Raw genomic sequence first — 17,155 nt, forward strand, 5'->3', positions numbered from 1 at the left:
GGCCGTGCCGGCAAAAATAGGGACGCCCGGGCCATTTTCAAGACCCGGGACACGCCGGACGCCCCCGCTACAGCCGTTCGAGCTGGCGCGCCAGGAAGCGCAGCATATCGGGGTCGCCGCTGCTGGCGACGTTGAAGCGCATCCACCCCGACGGCATCTGCGATGGCGAAAACAGGCTGCCGGGGGCGAACAGGTAGCCCTCTTCGTGGCCGGCGGTGGCAATGGCGTTGGAATCGCGGCCGCTGTCGGCCCACAGGTACATGCCGGCATGCTGGCCGGGGAACAGGCGCAGGCCCAGCCGTTCCAGCGCGCGCCGGGTGTCGTCGCGGGCGCGGTCCAGCCGCGTGCGCACGCGCTCCACATGCTTGCGGTAATGCCCTTCGGTCAGCACCTTGTACAGCACCCGCTCGTTGATCTCGGGCGTGGCCAGCCCGGCCAGCAGCTTGCTGTCGGTCAGCGCCGCCGCCATCTCGGGATGCGCGGCGATAAAGCCGACGCGCAGGTTTGCCGCCAGCGTCTTGGAGAAGCTGCCCAGGTAGATCACCCGGCGCAGCTGGTCCAGGCTGGCCAGCCGGGTGGCGGCGTGGCCGGGCGGGCACAGGTCGCAGTAGATGTCGTCCTCGACGATCAGGAAGTCGTACTGCTCGGCCAGGCGCAGCAGCTGGAACGCCTTGGCCGCCGACAGCGAGGTGCCGGTCGGGTTGTGCAGCACGGAATTGATCACGAACAGCCTGGGGCGGTGCGCCTGCACGATGCGCTCCAGCGCCTCCAGGTCCGGCCCTTCCCCGGTGTAGGGCACGCCGATCACCTGCGCGCCCTGCGCGGCAAAGCGGCCGAACATCACGAACCACGCCGGGTCGCCCACCAGCACCGCGTCGCCGGGCTGCAGGTAGAGCCGGGCGATCAGGTCGAGCGCCTGGGTGATGCCCGAGGTCAGCACGATCTGCTCGGCGCCGGCGCGGATCTCCAGTTCTTCCAGCCGGGTGCGCAGCTGCTGGCGCAGCGGCAGGAAACCCTGCGGCGTGCCGCTGGCGAGGAAGTGGTTGCCGGGCTGGCGGCCTAGCCCGCGCAGCGCGCTGGCGATCAGCTCGCCGTCGAGCCAGTCGTTGGGCAGGAAGCCCAGCCCGGGCGCCTTGTGCGCCTCGGCGGTATGGAACATGCTGCGCAGCAGCCAGGTCACGTCGATCTTGCGCGCCGGCGGCGCCGCGTCGCGCGCGACCGGCGCCGCCGGCGCGGCCGGGGCCCGCTCGCGCACGTAGAAGCCCGAGCCCCGGCGCGATTCCAGGTAGCCCAGCGCCACCAGGCGCTCGTAGGCCTCGACCACGGTAAAGCGCGAGATGCCCTTCTCCTGCGCCAGCTGCCGGATCGACGGCATGCGCATGCCGGCGCGGAACACGCGCTCGTCGATGCGCATGCGCGCCCATTCGGTCAGCTGCCCGACCAGCGTCATCTGCGCCGACGGGACCGGGTCCGGCAGCCGCTCGGTCGGCGGCAGCACCAGCTGCAGCGCGCGCGCCGGCGCGGCGCCGGCTGTAGCTTGCCGGCCGCCTCGGCTATCCTTCTGGCGGGCCATCGCGGCGCTTTCGCCGCCGGCGTCGCCCTTGCGGGTATGGGCATCCATGTGCTGCTCCTGCAACTGTACTGAAGACGATCCGCTGAACTGTACCGGTACTGTACCGAGTACCTTGTCTACCATCAAGCCAAGATGAAGCTAGCCCTCGATCACCTCGTCGTTGCCGCCCCCGACCTCGACGCCGGCACCGATTACGTTGCCGGCGTGCTGGGCATCGCGCCCCAGGGCGGCGGCGCGCATGCGGCCATGGGCACGCACAACCGCGTGCTCGGCCTGTTCGGCGGCATCTACCTGGAAGTGATCGCGATCGATCCCGCCGCCGCCGCGCCGGCGCGGCCGCGCTGGTTCGGGCTGGACACCGAAGCCGTGCAGCAGCGCCTGCGCGACGGCCCGTTCCTGCTGCACTGGGCCGCGCGCGTGGAGCGGCCCGCCGACCTGGGCCGATGGCAGGCGCAGTATCCCGAACGCATCGCCCCGGTGATCCCGATGAGCCGGGGCAGCCTGCACTGGCGCATCACCGTGCCCGCCGACGGCAGCCTGCCCGCCTGGGCCGGCGAAGCCGGCAGCGCCGGCGACGGCGCGCTGCCCAGCCTGATCCAGTGGGACGTGGCCGCCCACCCCGGCGCCAGCCTGCCGCGGCAGGACCTGGCGCTGCGCCGGCTCGGCGCGCGCCATCCGCGCGCCGAGCTGCTGCGCCAGGGGCTGGCCTGGCTGGGCGCCGACCACCTGGTCGCCGTCGAGCAGGACGACGGCGCCCCTGAACTGATTGCCGAAATCGAGACGGCGCAGGGCATCCGCACCCTGCGCTAGCCATCCCCATAACAAGCCAAAGGAGCCCCCCGATGTCCGCGACCCGCAAGCGTTTCGACGAAGACCCGTACCTCGGCCACTGCAGCGCCACCGTGGTGGCCGCCAGCGCCGACGGCATCGAGCTCGACCAGACCGTGTGCTATGCGCGCAGCGGCGGCCAGGCCGGCGACACCGCCACGCTGGCGCTGGCCGACGGACGCACCGTCGCCATCGTCGACACCGTCTATGCCGACGACCGCAGCCGCATCCTGCACGTGCCGGCCGCCGGGGCGCCGCTGCCGCGCGCCGGCGAGCCCGTCACCGTGACGATCGACTGGGGCCGCCGCCACCGGCTGATGCGCCTGCACACCTGCCTGCACCTGCTGGGCTCGCTGATCCCGGTGCCGGTGACCGGCTGCGGCATCTCGCCGGATGCCGCGCGCATCGACTTCGACCTGCCCGAAGCCACGCTCGACAAGGCTGACCTGACCGAGCGCCTGAACGCGCTGATCCGCGCCAACACCGCGGTGCGCACCACCCTGATCACGCCGCAGGAACTGGCCGCGCAGCCGGACCTGGTGCGCACCATCGGCGCCGCCCCGCCGGCGGGCACGGCCAGCATCCGCATCATCGAGATCCCCGGCGTCGACCGCCAGCCGTGCGGCGGCACGCACGTCGCCAACACCGGCGAGATCGGCGCGGTGGTGGTGACCAGGATCGAAAAGAAGAGCCGCACCAACCGGCGCGTGGCGGTGGCGTTCGCATGACCGGCGCCGGACTGCCAGGGCAGCTGCTGACCGGCCTGAGCGCCGCGCAGTTCGCGGCGCTGCTGACGCTGCTCACGGTCGGCCTGTTCACCCCGGGGCCGAACACCACCATCGCCGCGGTCACCGGCGCCAACTTCGGCCTGCGCGCCACGCTGCCGCACTGCGTCGGCGTCGCGTTCGGCTTTGCCAGCATCCTGGCGCTGTGCGCGCTGGGCGTGGGCGCGCTGATCCTGGGCCAGCCCGCGCTGGCCGCCGCCGTGCACGCGGCCGGCGTGGCCTACCTGCTGTGGCTGGCATGGAAAATCGCGCGCAGCACGGCGCTGGCGGAAAAACAGGTGCTGCGCCCGCTCAGCGTGTGGCAGTCGGCGGCGCTGCAGTACGCCAACATCAAGGCGTGGATGCTGGCGCTGGCGGTGGCGGCGTCGTACATGGCGGGCGCGCCGGCGCCGGCGCAGCGCATGCTGCTGGTGTGCGGCGTGTTCGGCGTGCTGGGCTTTGTCAGCAACGGCGTCTACGGCGCGGTGGGCGCGTCGCTGCGGCAATGGCTGCAGCAGGGCCGGCGCGTGCGCTGGTTCAACCGGGCCATGGGCGCGGCGCTGGCGCTGACCGCGCTGTGGATCGCCGTCAGCGCCCGCCCCGGCGGGCATTGAATCGAACGACAGGAACCCAGGAGGCCAACCATGCCCGCTCCCTCCCCCGCTTCCCCGCCTTCGCCACCCCCGTCCGGCGGCATGCTGCTCGGCTTTATCGGCGTGGCGATCTTCAGCCAGACGCTGCCGTTCACGCGCATGGCGGTGGCGGAACTGGACCCCATCTTCGTCGCGCTGGCGCGGGCGGTGCTGGCCGCGCTGCTGGCGCTGGCGCTGCTGGCCTGGCGCGGCGCGCTGCGCGCGGGCCGGCGCCCGCGCGGCGGGCAATGGGCGCGGCTGGCGGTGACCGCGCTGGGCGTGGTGGCGGGCTTCCCGCTGTTTTCTTCGCTGGCCATGCGCGAGGTGCCGGCCAGCCATGGCGCCATCGTGATCGGGCTGCTGCCGCTGGCGACCGCGGTGTTCGCCGCATGGTTCGGGCGCGAGCGGCCGTCGCCAGCGTTCTGGCTGTCGGCCGTGGCCGGCAGCGCGCTGGTGGTGGGCTTCGCGGTCTGGCAGGGCGCCGGCGGCCTGCAGCATGCCGACTGGTACCTGTTCGCCGCCGTGGTGCTGGGCGCGCTGGGCTATGCCGAGGGCGGCAAGCTGTCGCGCGAGCTGGGCGGGCTGGAAACCATCAGCTGGGCGCTGGTGGTATCGCTGCCGGTGCTGGTGCCGGTGGTGGCCTGGCTGACGCTGCGCGACCTGCCGGCGATTTCCGCGGCGTCGCCGCGGGCCTGGGGCGGCATGGCCTATGTTTCGGTGTTCTCGATGTTCGTGGGCTTCCTTTTCTGGTACGCCGGCCTGGCAAAAGGCGGCGTGGCCCGCGTCGGCCAGATACAATTGCTGCAGCCGTTCCTGACGCTGGCGGGCGGCGCGCTGATCCTGTCCGAGCCGCTTGACGCTGCCACCATCGCCTTCGCGGTGGCGGTGATCGCCGTCGTGGCCCTGGGCCGCCGCGCCGCCGTGCAGCAATCCGCACCTGCCCCCGCCCCGGAACCCCCACCGATCCTTCCCGGACGCATTCACTGACTGGAGCCTACATGTCCCAAACCTCGGTCTACGATACCCTTGCCCGCCTCGGCATCGAACTGCCGGCCGTCAGCGCCCCCGCCGCCGCCTATGTGATGGCCGCGCAGACCGGCAACACCGTGTTCCTGTCGGGCCATATCGCGCGCAAGGACGGCAAGGTATGGACCGGCAAGCTGGGCCAGGACATCGACACCGAAACCGGCAAGGCCGCCGCCCGCGCCGTCGCCATCGACCTGCTGGCGACGCTGCATGCGCATGTCGGCGACCTGAACCGCGTCAGCCGCATCGTCAAGGTGATGAGCCTGGTCAATTCGACCACCGACTTCACCGAACAGCACCTGGTCACCAACGGCGCCTCCGAGCTGCTGGCCGAAGTCTTCGGCGACAAGGGCAAGCATGCGCGCAGCGCGTTCGGCGTGGCGCAGGTGCCGCTGGGCGCGTGCGTCGAGATCGAGCTGATCGCCGAAGTGCAGGGCTGAATATTTTTCGTTGACCGGGCGGCCGGCCGCAGCCGTGGCCGCTCTCCCAAGAATCACCGCAGACCACAAGAGACACATCATGAAATGGGCCATCTCCCGCCGGGCGCAGCAACTGACCAGCTCGGCCATCCGCGAAATCCTCAAGGTCACCGAGCGTCCGGAAGTCATTTCGTTCGCCGGCGGCCTGCCGTCTCCGGCGTCGTTCCCGGTAGCGGCGATGGAAGCCGCGACGGCCCGCGTGTTCGCCGACAACCCGCAGGCGGCGCTGCAATACGCCGCGACCGAAGGCTACCTGCCGCTGCGCGAGTTCGTCGCCAGGCGCCATGACGTGGCGGTCGAGCGCGTGCTGATCACCACCGGCTCGCAGCAGGCGCTGGACCTGATCGCCAAGGTGATGATCGACCCGGGCAGCAAGGTGATGGTGGAAACCCCCAGCTACCTCGGCGCGCTGCAGGCGTTCTCGCTGTTCGAACCTGAGTTCGTCTCGATCCCCAGCGACGACAAGGGCCTGCTGCCCGAGGCGCTGACCCCCGAACTGACCGCCGGCGCGCGCTTCCTGTACGCCCTGCCCAACTTCCAGAACCCGACCGGGCGCCGCCTGCCGCTCGAGCGCCGCCAGGCGCTGGTGGCGCGCGCGCAGCAACTGGGCGTGCTGCTGGTCGAGGACGACCCGTACGGCGCGCTCAGCTACACCGGCGACCAGTTGCCCAGCCTGCTGTCGATGAACCCGGACGGCGTGATCTACATGGGCTCGTTCTCGAAGATCCTGGCTCCCGGCATGCGCCTGGGCTACGTGATCGCCCCGCCCGAGCTGCATTTCAAGCTGTGCCAGGCCAAGCAGGCGTCGGACCTGCACACGCCCACCTTCACCCAGCGCGTGGCCTACGAGACCGTGCGCGACGGCCTGCTCGACACCCACATCCCGACCATCCGCGAGCTCTACGGCAAGCAGTGCCAGACCATGCTGGATGCGCTCAAGCGCCACATGCCCGAAGGAGTCAGCTGGAATACGCCCGAAGGCGGCATGTTTATCTGGATGGAGCTGCCCGAGGGCCTGGACAGCATGGCGATCCTGGAAGAAGCGGTGAAGCGCAACGTCGCCTACGTGCCGGGCGCCCCGTTCTACGCCAACAACCCGAAGCGCAACGCGCTGCGCCTGGCCTTCGTGACGGTGCCGGCAGAACGCATCGAGCAGGGCGTGGCGATCCTCGGCGAGCTGTTCCGCGAAGCCATCGCCGCGGCGCGGCAGCCGCGCGCGGCCTGAAGCCACGGCAAGCGGGCGCACCTCATTCAGGAGACGACATGTTGCGTATCTGGGGCCGACTCTCTTCCATCAACGTGCAGAAGGTGGTCTGGTGCGCGCGCGAGCTGCACCTGGACCATGAGCGCGTCGATATCGGCGTGACCAAGGGCGACCTCGACACCGAGGCCTACGTGCGCCTGAACCCGAACCGCCAGATCCCCGTGATCGAGGATTTCCGCGGCACCGATGTCGGCGGCGAACCCTTCGTGCTGTGGGAGTCCAATGCGATCGTGCGCTACCTGTGCGCGCGCTACGGCGAAGGCACGCTGTGGCCCGAGGACGTGAAGGCACGCGCCTCGGCCGACCGCTGGATGGACTGGCAGACCACCGCCTTCAGCCCGGCGATGGTGACAGCGTTCCTGAACCTGGTGCGCAAGCCCGAAGCCGAACGCGACCCGGCCGCCATCGAAGCCTCCTGCGAGCGCACCGAGCCGCTCGCCGCGCTGCTGGACCAGGCGCTGGCCGGGCGCGAGTTTATCGGCGGCGACCGCTTCACCATGGCCGACATCTCGCTGGCCTGCGCCGCGCACCGCTGGATGGGGCTGCCGCGCCAGCACCAGCCGCGTCCCGAGCTGGAACGCTGGCTCAACGCCATGCGCGCCCGCCCCGCCGCGGGCGGCATCCTGGAACTGCCGCTGCGCTAAGCTCCGTCGTCCCCGCGCAAGCGGGGACCCAGCGGCTTTAAGCGTGCCGCGGTCAACGACACTGGGCCCCCGCGTTCGCGGGGGCGACGTGCCGGACGACTTCCCTGCTTCCCTGCTTCGCGGGCCGCGATCCCGACGCGGCCGAAAACATCCACAGCCCGATAAACGCCGCGGCCATCACGTAGCACGCGTCGGTGGTCGCGGCGATCAGCGCGAAGGCCACGCCCGGCTTTTGCAACGGGCGCCGTTTAGAGTACTCTGGCCGGGTGTGCTGCAAGGGCCGCAAGGGCCGCATGTGCGCCGCCGTGCTCTCCGGGCAAACCCTGATCCCTGAATGTGGCTCATCGCGGTCATGACGCGATGTACGGCGGGCCCGGGCGGTCCCTTTCTTAAAATCCTTGTTCTTTGCCGGCGCGGCGGATAGCGCACGCCGGTGCAAAGTGCATGCGGGAGTTCCAGGGCACGCAGATCGCCCGGGCACCCGAGCCAAACCAGAGGAGGATTTCGATCGTGTGGAGTCAAGTCTATGACCCGCTAGGCAATATGGCGCTGTCGACCATTGCCGCGGGCATTCCCGTCGCCGTGCTGCTGGCAGCGCTGGCGTTCTTTCATATGCAGGCGCACCTGGCCGCCGGCCTGGCGCTGCTGATCGGCATCGTGGTCGCCTCCACGGTGTTCGGCATGCCGGCGGCGATGGCGGGCAAGGCGGCGGGGCTGGGCATCGTGTCCGGGCTGTTCCCGATCGGCTGGATCGTGCTGAACATCATCTTCCTGCACCGGCTGACAACCCTTAACGGGTCATTCAAGGTCTTGCAGAACTCGATCTCCGGCATCACCGAAGACCGCCGCCTGCAGCTGCTGCTGGTGGCGTTCAGCTTCGGCGCCTTCTTCGAGGGCGCGGCCGGCTTCGGCACGCCGGTGGCCGTGACCGGTGCCATCCTGATCGGGCTGGGCTTCTCGCCGCTGGCGGCTTCGGGCCTGGCGCTGATCGCCAACACCGCGCCGGTGGCGTACGGCGCGCTGGGCGCGCCGATCATCGGGCTGGCCTCGGTGACCGGGCTGGACCTGCTCGACCTGTCGGCAATGATCGGCCGCCAGCTGCCGTTCTTCTCGGTGATCGTGCCGTTCTGGCTGATCTGGGCCTTTGCCGGCTTCCGCGGCATGCTGGCGATCTGGCCGGCGATCCTGGTGGCGGGCGTGAGCTTCGCCATCCCGCAGTTCCTGGTGTCGAACTTCCACGGCCCGTGGCTGGTGGACGTGATCGCCGCGCTGGTGTCGATGGGCGCGCTGACGCTGTTCCTGAAGGTCTGGCATCCGAAGGAAATCTGGACCTCGACCAAGATCCTGGGCCGCCACGACGACTCCAAGGTCGACCACCCCGAGGCGCTCGAAGCCGACGCCCGCGCCAGCGCCGCCTCGGCCGGCATCTCGGTGGCCAGGGCCTGGATGCCGTGGGTGATCCTGACGGTGTTCGTCTTCGTCTGGGGCATCCCCGAGTTCAAGAAGCTGATGGACAGCCTGTGGGCCTGGAAATTCGCGATCCCGGGCCTGGACAAGGCCATCGTCAAGGTGCCGCCGGTGGTGCCCAGGGAAGTGGTCGAGGGCGCGGTGTTCAACTTCAACGTGCTGTCGATGGCCGGCACCGGCATCTTCGTCTCGGCCATCGCCGGCGGCCTGCTGATGGGCTATACGGTGCCGCGGCTGCTCAAGGAATACTGGGAGACCATCAAGCTGGTGCGCTACTCGCTGCTGACCATCTGCGCCATGTTCGGCGTCGGCTACCTGACGCGCTACTCGGGCCTCGATGCCACGCTGGGACTGGCCTTTGCGCACACGGGCGTGTTCTACCCGCTGTTCGGCACCATGCTGGGCTGGCTGGGCGTGGCGCTGACCGGCTCGGACACGGCCTCGAACGTGCTGTTCGGCGGCCTGCAGAAGACCACCGCCGAGCAGCTGGGGCTGTCGCCGGTGCTGATGGCTTCGGCCAACAGCTCGGGCGGCGTGATGGGCAAGATGATCGACGCGCAGTCCATCGTGGTGGCCTCGACCGCCACCAAGTGGTACGGCCACGAGGGCGACATCCTGCGCTACGTGTTCTTCCACTCGATCGTGCTGGCGATCCTGGTGGGCCTGTTCGTGACGCTGCAGGCCTACGTGCCGCCGTTCACGCATATGGTGATCCATCACCCCTGAGCCGGCGGCCGCGCCTGCCGCGCGCAGGCGCGCCAGGCAGGCACGCACCGCAAGCAGCTTCGCGCTGCCGTGCAGAACAGGCCCCGCCCCGGCGGGGCTTTTTCCATTGGGCGAGGCGCGTATCATGTTGCGTCTCTCTACGCCGCATGCGGGCCGCGCGTCCCACCAGGACACCGCGGCACGCCTGGCACAACTGGAACCCTGCCATGTTGCGTCGCCTGGAAAGACTGATCGACCCTTTTCGCCATATGCCCGACCGCGAGCCGCCGGGCCAGGTGATGCGCTTCTACACGTGGTACCTGCGCGAGGTCTGGGGCGTGTTCGTGCTGCTGTTGCTGGTGGGCCTGGTCGGCGCGCTGATCGAGGTGGCGCTGTTCAGCTTCCTGGGGCGGCTGGTCGACATGGCGCAGACCACCCCCGGCGCCGAATTCTTCAGCCGGCACCGCAACGAGCTGGTGTGGATGGCGGTGGTGGCGGTGCTGCTGCGCCCCGTCTTCTTCGGCCTGCACGACGTGCTGGTGCACCAGGTGATCAGCCCCAGCCTGTCCAACCTGATCCGCTGGCAGAACCACCGCTACGTGCTCAAGCAGAGCCTGTCGTTCTTCCAGAACGACTTTGCCGGGCGCATTGCCCAGCGCATCATGCAGACCGGCTTCTCGCTGCGCGACTCCGCGGTGCAGGCGGTCGATGCGCTGTGGCATGTGGTGATCTACGCGGTCAGCTCGCTGGTGCTGTTCGCGCAGGCCGACTGGCGGCTGATGATCCCGCTGCTGCTGTGGATCGCCTGCTACGTCGCCGCGCTGCTGTACTTCGTGCCGCGCGTGAAGCAGCGCTCGGTGGTCGCGACCGAATCGCGCTCGCGGCTGATGGGGCGCATCGTCGACGGCTACACCAATATCACCACGCTCAAGCTGTTCGCCCATACCCGGCAGGAAGAAGACTACGCGCGCGACGCCATGGCCGAGCAGACCGAGAAGACGCGCCAGGCCGGGCGCATGGTCAGCGGCATGGACGTCACCATCACCGCGATGAACGGCGCGCTGATCGCCGGCACCACCGGGCTCGCGGTATGGCTGTGGAGCACCGGGCATGTCACCACCGGCGCGATCGCGCTGACCACCGGGCTGGTGATCCGCATCAACAATATGTCCGGCTGGATCATGTGGGTGGTCAACGGCATCTTCGAGAACGTCGGGCAGGTGCAGGACGGCATGAAGACCATCGCGGTGCCGCGCCAGGTCACTGACCGCCCGGGGGCGCAGCCGCTGCGCGTCACCCACGGCGAAGTCCGCTTCGAGCAGGTGGCCTTCCACTACGGCAAGGGCTCGGGCGTGATCGAGGGCGTCAACCTGACCGTGCGGCCGGGCGAGAAGATCGGACTGGTCGGCCCTTCCGGCGCGGGCAAATCGACGCTGGTCAACCTGCTGCTGCGGCTCTATGACGTGGAAAGCGGGCGCATCCTGATCGACGGGCAGGACATCGCCGGTGTTACGCAGGAAAGCCTGCGCGCGCAGATCGGCATGGTCACGCAGGACACCTCGCTGCTGCACCGCTCGATCCGCGAGAACCTGCTCTACGGCAAGCCCTCGAGCACGGAAGCCGAACTGGCCGCCGCGCTGCACCGCGCCCGCGCCGACGCGTTCATCCCGCACCTGGTCGATGCCCACGGCAACACCGGGCTGGAGGCGCAGGTCGGCGAGCGCGGCGTGAAGCTGTCAGGCGGCCAGCGCCAGCGCATCGCGATCGCGCGCGTGCTGCTGAAGAACGCGCCGATCCTGATCCTGGACGAAGCCACCTCGGCGCTGGACTCCGAAGTGGAAGCCGCGATCCAGGAAAGCCTGGAAACGCTGATGCAGGGCAAGACCGTGATCGCGATCGCGCACCGGCTCTCGACCATCGCGCGGATGGACCGGCTGGTGGTGCTGGACAACGGGCATATCGTGGAGAGCGGCACGCATGCGCAATTGCTGGCGCACGGGGGGTTGTATGCGCGGCTGTGGGCGCATCAGACTGGGGGGTTCGTGGGGGTGGATTGAGACGTTGCCCGCCGGATTGGGGGCTCCCTCTCCCGCAGGCGGGAGAGGGGAGCAAACCCGCGGGCCACTCAGTTGCCTGCCGGCATCTCCACCCGCACCGGGTCGATCCTCGGCTCCTTCAGCTTGGCCTCGATCGCCTTGCCCTTGCGCGCGCGCTTGCCCACGTACGGCAGCAGCGACTGCCCGGCCAGCTTCTGCGACGACGGCTTGCCGCCGCGGCCCGCGCCGGACAGCACCAGGCCAGGCGCGCCGACAGCAATCGCCTGCAGCAGCTTCTCCTTCGGCTCCAGCTCCATCAGGATCACGCCGCGCCCGCCGGCGGACAGTACCTTCACTTCATCCAGCGCCACCAGCAGCAGGCGGCCGTTGCCGGACAGGCAGGCGGCATGGGTGGCCTCGTCGCCCAGCGGTGCCGGTGCCAGCGGGGTGTCGCCGTCATCGAGCGTCAGGAACGACTTGCCGCCCTTCTGCCGGCTGATCATGTCGCCCACCCGGGTCTGGAAGCCGTTGCCGCCCGCGGTGGCGATCAGCATGCGCTGCTCGGCACTGCCGGCAAAGGTGTGCGCCACCTGGCTGCCCGATTGCAGCTCGATCAGCGTGGTGATGGGCACCCCGTCGCCGCGCCCGCCCGGCAGGGCGGACACCGGCACCGAATAGACCCGGCCGTTGGTGCCGAACACCAGCAGCACGTCGACGGTGCGGCAGTCGAAGGTGTTGTAGAGCGCATCGCCCGCCTTGAAGGTGAACTGCTGCGGATCGTGGCCATGGCCCTGGCGCGTGCGCACCCAGCCCTTCTGCGACATCACCACCGTCACCGGCTCGTCGATCACGCGCACTTCGGCGGCGGCGCGGCGCTCTTCCTGGATCAGCGTGCGGCGCGGGTCCTTGTCTTCCGGGCTGTACTGCTTGGCATCGGTCTCGATCTCCTTGATGATGCGGCGGCGCATCATGGTCTCGGACTTGAGCAGCACGTCCAGCTCGGCCTGCTCCTCGCGCAGCTCCTTCAGTTCCTTCTCGATCCGGATCGCTTCCAGGCGCGCCAGCTGGCGCAGCCGGATTTCCAGGATGTCCTCGGCCTGGCGGTCGCTCAGGCCGAAGGCCTCGATCAGCGCGGGCTTGGGCTCGTCGCTCTCGCGGATGATGCGGATCACCTCGTCGATATTGAGCAGCACCAGCATCCGGCCTTCGAGGATATGGATGCGGTCCTCGACCTTGCCCAGGCGATGGCGCGTGCGGCGCGTGACGGTGTCGAAGCGGAACGCGATCCACTCGCCCAGGATCTCGCGCAGGCCTTTCTGGCGCGGACGGCCGTCGGTGCCGATCATCACCAGGTTGATCGGCGCGCCGGACTCCAGGCTGGTATGCGCCAGCAGCGTCTGGATGAACTCCTGCTGGCCCACGTTCTTGCTCTTGGGCTCGAACACCAGCCGCACCGGCGCGTCCTTGCCCGATTCATCGCGCACCGCGTCGAGCACCGCCAGCACGGTGGCCTTGAGCTGCTGCTGGTCCGGCGTCAGCGCCTTCTTGCCGGTCTTGATCTTCGGGTTGGTGATTTCCTCGATCTCTTCCAGCACCTTCTGCGCCGACGTATTCGGCGGCAGCTCGGTCACCACCAGTTGCCACTGGCCGCGCGCCATTTCCTCGATGGTCCAGCGCGCGCGCACCTTCAGGCTGCCGCGGCCGTTCTCGTAGATCTGCGCGATATCCGATGCGGGCGAGATGATCTGGCCGCCGCCGGGATAGTCCGGCCCCGGCATCAGCGCCAGCAGCTCGGCCAGCGAGATATTCGGGTTGCGGATCATCGCCACGGTGGCGGCGGCGACCTCGCGCAGGTTGTGCGGCGGGATCTCGGTCGCCATGCCCACCGCGATGCCCGAGGCGCCGTTGAGCAGCACGAACGGCAGCCGCGCCGGCAGCAGCTTCGGCTCCTGCATCGAGCCGTCGTAGTTGGGGATGAAATCGACCGTGCCTTCGTCGATCTCGTCGAGCAGCAGCCGCGAGATCGGCGTCAGGCGCGCTTCGGTGTAGCGCATCGCCGCGGCGCCGTCGCCGTCGCGCGAGCCGAAGTTGCCCTGGCCGTCGATCAGCGGGTAGCGCAGCGAGAAGTCCTGCGCCAGCCGCACTAGCGCGTCATAGGCGGACTGGTCGCCGTGCGGGTGGAACTTGCCCAGCACGTCGCCGACCACGCGCGCGGACTTGACCGGCTTGGCGTCGGCGCGCAGCCCCATTTCGTGCATCGCGAACAGGATGCGCCGCTGCACCGGCTTCTGGCCGTCGGCCACCTCGGGCAGCGCGCGGCCCTTGACCACGCTGACGGCGTAGTCCAGGTAGGCGCGTTCGGCGTAGCGCGCCAGCGTCAGCGAATCGGCCGGCTCTTCAGGTTGAAACGTGATGTCTTGTTGTTCCATGGATAGGCAAGGATTCGGCGCGCCACGCGTTGGACTTCAACGGCCGGGCTCACCGGGTTGCTTGTGATTCGTGGGTGCCGCTCAGGGCATAGGCCGGCGCGCGCCGATCACCATCTTCACGCGCGGGCCGTCGTCGGCGGCACCGCTGCCGGCACTGGCGCTGGCGTGCTTGAGCACCACGCCCTGCTGCGGCTGGTACAGCCGGTAGAACTGCAGCACGGTGCTGACATACTGCCGGGTCTCCGGATAGGGCGGAATGCGGTTGTTGTAGCGCTGCACCGCGCCCTCGCCGGCGTTGTACGCCGCCAGCACCAGCTCGAGGTTGTTGGGGAACTGCTGCATCAGCCAGCTCAGGTAGCGCACGCCGGCGGTGATGTTGGTGCGCGGATCGGCCAGCTTCTGCTCGATGGTGCGGCGCGCATCGGCGGCCACGCCAAAGCGCGCGCCGGTGTCGGGAATCACCTGCATCAGCCCGATCGCGCCCTTGGGCGACACCGCCGCCGGGTTGAAGCCGGACTCCACCGCCATCACCGCCTTGACCAGCGCAGGATCGACATCCTGCTTGCCGGCGATCTGGTGGATCAGCGGCTCGACGGTCTTGATATTGGGATGGTTGACGACGTAGCGGTACAGCTTGTGCTGCTCGAGATCGATGTCGGACCCGCCAGCGGGTGGGGTGCCGCGCCGCACGGTCAGCCGCGCGCTGTCGAGCTTGCCGCCGTCCTTCATGAACAGCTTGTAGCGCGCATCGAGCTTCTGGTCGGCAAAGTGCGCCACGCCGTCGGCGTCGATATACCCCCACAGTTCGGCATGCGCCGCCGGCACGCAGGCGAGCCCCGCCAGCGCCAGCAGCGTGGCTGCGAGGTTGCGCCTGAGTTTGCCGGAGGGTCTCGTCGTCATCGTGCGTTCCAGGGTGCGGCAGGCCGGAGCCGGCATTATGCGCCAAACGCGGCGGACCGGCGCGGTGGCCGCGGCCTCAGATATCGGCCTCGACCTCGTTGCCCTTCTCTTCCAGCCAGCTGCGGCGCTGCGCGGCCTCGCCCTTGCCCATCAGCATGTTCATCATCTCGACGGTCTGCGGCAGGTCGTATTCGCCCAGCATCACCGGCAGCAGGCGCCGCGTGTCGGGGTTCATGGTGGTTTCCCACAGCTGCTCGGCGCTCATTTCGCCCAGGCCCTTGAAGCGCGAGATCTGCCACGAGTTTTCCTTGACGCCGTCCTTGAGCAGCTTGTCCTGGATGGCCAGCAGCTCGCCTTCGTCGAGCGCGTACAGCTTCTGCGCCGGCTTCTTGCCGCGCGCCGGGGCATCGACGCGGAACAGCGGCGGGCGCGCCACATAGACGTTGCCGGTCTCGATCAGCTTGGGGAAGTGCCGGAAGAACAGCGTCAGCAGCAGCACCTGGATATGCGCGCCGTCGACGTCGGCATCGGACAGGATGCAGATCTTGCCGTAGCGCAGGTTGGACAGGTCGGGCTCGTCGTTGGCGCCGTGCGGGTCCACGCCGATCGCCACGGCGATGTCGTGCACCTCGTTGTTGGCGAAGAGGCGGTCGCGCTCGGTCTCCCAGGTGTTCAGCACCTTGCCGCGCAGCGGCAGGATGGCCTGGAATTCCTTGTCGCGGCCCATCTTGGCCGAGCCGCCGGCGGAGTCGCCCTCGACCAGGAACAGCTCGTTGCGGGTCACGTCGGTGGATTCGCAGTCGGTCAGCTTGCCGGGCAGCACGGCGACGCCGGAGCCCTTCTTCTTCTCGACCTTCTGCGCCGCGCGCGTGCGCGCCTGGGCCTGGCGGATCACCAGCTCGGCCAGCTTCTTGCCGTACTCGACATGGTGGTTCAGCCACAGCTCCAGCGCCGGGCGGCTGAAGGTCGACACCAGCCGCACCGCGTCGCGGCTGTTCAGGCGTTCCTTGATCTGGCCCTGGAACTGCGGGTCCAGCACCTTGGCCGACAGCACGAACGAGGCGCGCGCGAACACGTCTTCGCTCATCAGCTTGACGCCCTTGGGCTGCAGCGCGTGCATCTCGATAAAGCTCTTGACCGCCTGGAACAGCCCCTCGCGCAGGCCGGACTCATGCGTGCCGCCGGCCGGCGTGGGGATCAGGTTGACGTAGGACTCGCGCACCGGCGCGCCGTCCTCGGTCCACGCCACCACCCACGACGCGCCTTCGCCGTCGGCAAAGCCTTCCTCGCCGGGGTTGGCGTCGGGGTCGGCAAAGTGCTCGCCCTCGAACATCGGGATCACCAGCTCGCGATCTGGCCCCTGAGCGCTGCCCTGCGCCAGCGCCTCGACCAGGTAGCCCTTCAGGCCCTGGTCGTACTGCCAGGTCTGGCGCTCGCCGGTCTTCTCGGTCACCAGCGTGACCTTGACGCCCGGCAGCAGCACCGCCTTGCTGCGCAGCAGGCGCTGCAGCTCGGCCAGCGGGATCGCGGCCGAGTCGAAATACTTGGCGTCCGGCCACACCTGCACGCGGGTCCCGCTCTTCTTCTCGCCGCGCTCGATCTTGCGCGACGCCAGCGGCACGGTCACGTCGCCGCCGGAGAAGGTCAGCGTCGAGCACATGCCGTCGCGCCAGACGGTCACGTCCAGCTGCGTCGACAAGGCATTGGTCACCGACACGCCGACGCCATGCAGGCCGCCCGAAAACGCATAGGCGCCGCCCTTGCCCTTGTCGAACTTGCCGCCGGCATGCAGCCGGGTAAACACGATCTCGACCACCGGCACGCCCTCTTCCGGGTGGATCCCCACCGGGATGCCGCGGCCGTCGTCTTCCACGCTGAGGCTGCCGTCGCGATGCAGGGTCACCAGGATCTCGGAGCCGTGGCCGCCGAGGGCCTCGTCCGAGGCGTTGTCGATCACCTCCTGCACGATATGCAGGGGGTTGTCGGTCCGGGTGTACATGCCGGGGCGCTGCTTGACCGGCTCCAGGCCCTTCAGGACCCGGATGGAAGATTCGCTGTACTGACTGGTTTTGCTCGCCATGGAGTCGCTACGAAAGTGATGGTCCGGCTGCCGCGAGGCGCACAACTGTGCACGCGACGGGGCACCGGGCACTGCATTGTAATGGAAGCGCGCGGCGCCAATCCCGCGGAAAAGGCTAGTGCCCTCGCTGGCTGCGGCGACCCCGCCTTGCCGGGCCGCCGGCACTTTTTGCCGGGACGCCGCCACCGCCGGCGGCGCCGTACGCGTTTTCCCGAGCCGGAGTAAACTGCCCACCACCCGGCCCCGGCAAGCCTGATTGCCGTTCCGGCGCGGTAAAACAACAAGCACAGACCATCCTGTCGGCGCCGCCGCACCCGGCGCGGCCGCC

General features: G+C 69.3%; 14 protein-coding genes. 9 read left to right on the plus strand and 5 right to left on the minus strand.

The window, feature by feature from the left end; genetic code table 11:
• Positions 1–67: 67 nt before the first annotated feature.
• Complete coding sequence (locus tag CBM2594_RS11815; RefSeq protein WP_116356978.1) at positions 68–1,621, minus strand: aminotransferase-like domain-containing protein; 1,554 nt, start codon at positions 1,619–1,621, stop codon at positions 68–70.
• Between the two features lie 84 nt (positions 1,622–1,705).
• On the opposite strand from CBM2594_RS11815, the gene CBM2594_RS11820 reads away from it, so the two are divergent.
• The 7 genes from CBM2594_RS11820 (at position 1,706) to CBM2594_RS11850 (ending at position 7,210) form a co-directional block, all read left to right on the plus strand.
• Positions 1,706–2,383 (plus strand): VOC family protein, encoded by a 678-nt coding sequence (locus tag CBM2594_RS11820; protein WP_116356979.1) that lies wholly within the window; start codon positions 1,706–1,708, stop codon positions 2,381–2,383.
• 32 nt (positions 2,384–2,415) lie between these two features.
• Positions 2,416–3,129 (plus strand): alanyl-tRNA editing protein, encoded by a 714-nt coding sequence (locus tag CBM2594_RS11825; RefSeq protein WP_116356980.1) that lies wholly within the window; start codon positions 2,416–2,418, stop codon positions 3,127–3,129.
• A complete protein-coding gene (locus CBM2594_RS11830) occupies positions 3,126–3,779 on the plus strand; it encodes a LysE family translocator (protein ID WP_116356981.1) in 654 nt (217 codons plus the stop codon). Before CBM2594_RS11825 ends, CBM2594_RS11830 begins: the two co-directional genes overlap by 4 nt.
• Before the next feature lie 30 nt (positions 3,780–3,809).
• Positions 3,810–4,784 carry a DMT family transporter gene (locus CBM2594_RS11835; protein ID WP_116356982.1) on the plus strand — a complete coding sequence of 325 codons (975 nt, stop codon included), beginning with the start codon at positions 3,810–3,812 and terminating at the stop codon, positions 4,782–4,784.
• 11 nt (positions 4,785–4,795) lie between these two features.
• Entirely contained in the window at positions 4,796–5,263 is a 468-nt protein-coding gene (locus CBM2594_RS11840; RefSeq protein WP_116356983.1) for a RidA family protein, read from the plus strand.
• A gap of 79 nt (positions 5,264–5,342) precedes the next feature.
• Positions 5,343–6,527: an aminotransferase-like domain-containing protein gene (locus CBM2594_RS11845; protein WP_116356984.1), complete on the plus strand. Its 1,185-nt coding sequence runs from the start codon at positions 5,343–5,345 to the stop codon at positions 6,525–6,527.
• 38 nt (positions 6,528–6,565) lie between these two features.
• Positions 6,566–7,210, plus strand: a complete 645-nt coding sequence (locus CBM2594_RS11850; protein WP_116356985.1) for a glutathione S-transferase family protein — start codon at positions 6,566–6,568, stop codon at positions 7,208–7,210.
• A 52-nt stretch (positions 7,211–7,262) separates the two neighbouring features.
• Here the strand turns inward: CBM2594_RS11850 and CBM2594_RS26825 are convergent, their stop codons facing one another.
• Positions 7,263–7,433 carry a hypothetical protein gene (locus CBM2594_RS26825; RefSeq protein ID WP_232346602.1) on the minus strand — a complete coding sequence of 57 codons (171 nt, stop codon included), beginning with the start codon at positions 7,431–7,433 and terminating at the stop codon, positions 7,263–7,265.
• Positions 7,434–7,720: 287 nt separating this feature from the next.
• On the opposite strand from CBM2594_RS26825, the gene CBM2594_RS11860 reads away from it, so the two are divergent.
• Together CBM2594_RS11860 and CBM2594_RS11865 are read left to right on the plus strand one after the other, a co-directional pair.
• On the plus strand, positions 7,721–9,403 hold the full coding sequence (locus tag CBM2594_RS11860; RefSeq protein ID WP_116356986.1) for a lactate permease LctP family transporter: 1,683 nt from the start codon (positions 7,721–7,723) through the stop codon (positions 9,401–9,403).
• Between the two features lie 206 nt (positions 9,404–9,609).
• Positions 9,610–11,439: an ABC transporter ATP-binding protein gene (locus CBM2594_RS11865; RefSeq protein WP_116356987.1), complete on the plus strand. Its 1,830-nt coding sequence runs from the start codon at positions 9,610–9,612 to the stop codon at positions 11,437–11,439.
• A gap of 68 nt (positions 11,440–11,507) precedes the next feature.
• Here CBM2594_RS11865 and parC read toward each other — a convergent pair whose 3' ends face one another.
• The 3 genes from parC to CBM2594_RS11880 form a co-directional block, all read right to left on the minus strand.
• The gene (parC, locus tag CBM2594_RS11870) at positions 11,508–13,847 is read right to left on the minus strand and encodes a DNA topoisomerase IV subunit A (RefSeq protein ID WP_116356988.1); all 2,340 of its coding nucleotides are present in this window, start codon (positions 13,845–13,847) and stop codon (positions 11,508–11,510) included.
• Between the two features lie 81 nt (positions 13,848–13,928).
• Positions 13,929–14,747, minus strand: a complete 819-nt coding sequence (locus CBM2594_RS11875) for a lytic transglycosylase domain-containing protein (RefSeq protein ID WP_116356989.1) — start codon at positions 14,745–14,747, stop codon at positions 13,929–13,931.
• 76 nt (positions 14,748–14,823) lie between these two features.
• Positions 14,824–16,827: a DNA topoisomerase IV subunit B gene (locus CBM2594_RS11880; RefSeq protein ID WP_116356990.1), complete on the minus strand. Its 2,004-nt coding sequence runs from the start codon at positions 16,825–16,827 to the stop codon at positions 14,824–14,826.
• Between the last annotated feature and the right edge of the window lie 328 nt (positions 16,828–17,155).

This window comes from Cupriavidus taiwanensis, from assembly GCF_900249755.1.
Lineage (GTDB): Bacteria > Pseudomonadota > Gammaproteobacteria > Burkholderiales > Burkholderiaceae > Cupriavidus > Cupriavidus taiwanensis_D.

What these genes read in the sequence shown, in the direction of transcription:
- CBM2594_RS11820 (WP_116356979.1), top strand. Translation starts at nt 1,706, where the DNA reads ATGAAGCTAGCCCTCGATCACCTCGTCGTTGCCGCCCCCGACCTCGAC.
- CBM2594_RS11835 (WP_116356982.1), top strand. Translation starts at nt 3,810, where the DNA reads ATGCCCGCTCCCTCCCCCGCTTCCCCGCCTTCGCCACCCCCGTCCGGC.
- CBM2594_RS11825 (WP_116356980.1), top strand. Translation starts at nt 2,416, where the DNA reads ATGTCCGCGACCCGCAAGCGTTTCGACGAAGACCCGTACCTCGGCCAC.
- CBM2594_RS11815 (WP_116356978.1), bottom strand. Translation starts at nt 1,621, where the DNA reads ATGGATGCCCATACCCGCAAGGGCGACGCCGGCGGCGAAAGCGCCGCG.
- CBM2594_RS11840 (WP_116356983.1), top strand. Translation starts at nt 4,796, where the DNA reads ATGTCCCAAACCTCGGTCTACGATACCCTTGCCCGCCTCGGCATCGAA.
- parC (WP_116356988.1), bottom strand. Translation starts at nt 13,847, where the DNA reads ATGGAACAACAAGACATCACGTTTCAACCTGAAGAGCCGGCCGATTCG.
- CBM2594_RS11880 (WP_116356990.1), bottom strand. Translation starts at nt 16,827, where the DNA reads ATGGCGAGCAAAACCAGTCAGTACAGCGAATCTTCCATCCGGGTCCTG.
- CBM2594_RS11830 (WP_116356981.1), top strand. Translation starts at nt 3,126, where the DNA reads ATGACCGGCGCCGGACTGCCAGGGCAGCTGCTGACCGGCCTGAGCGCC.
- CBM2594_RS11850 (WP_116356985.1), top strand. Translation starts at nt 6,566, where the DNA reads ATGTTGCGTATCTGGGGCCGACTCTCTTCCATCAACGTGCAGAAGGTG.
- CBM2594_RS11865 (WP_116356987.1), top strand. Translation starts at nt 9,610, where the DNA reads ATGTTGCGTCGCCTGGAAAGACTGATCGACCCTTTTCGCCATATGCCC.
- CBM2594_RS11845 (WP_116356984.1), top strand. Translation starts at nt 5,343, where the DNA reads ATGAAATGGGCCATCTCCCGCCGGGCGCAGCAACTGACCAGCTCGGCC.
- CBM2594_RS11875 (WP_116356989.1), bottom strand. Translation starts at nt 14,747, where the DNA reads ATGACGACGAGACCCTCCGGCAAACTCAGGCGCAACCTCGCAGCCACG.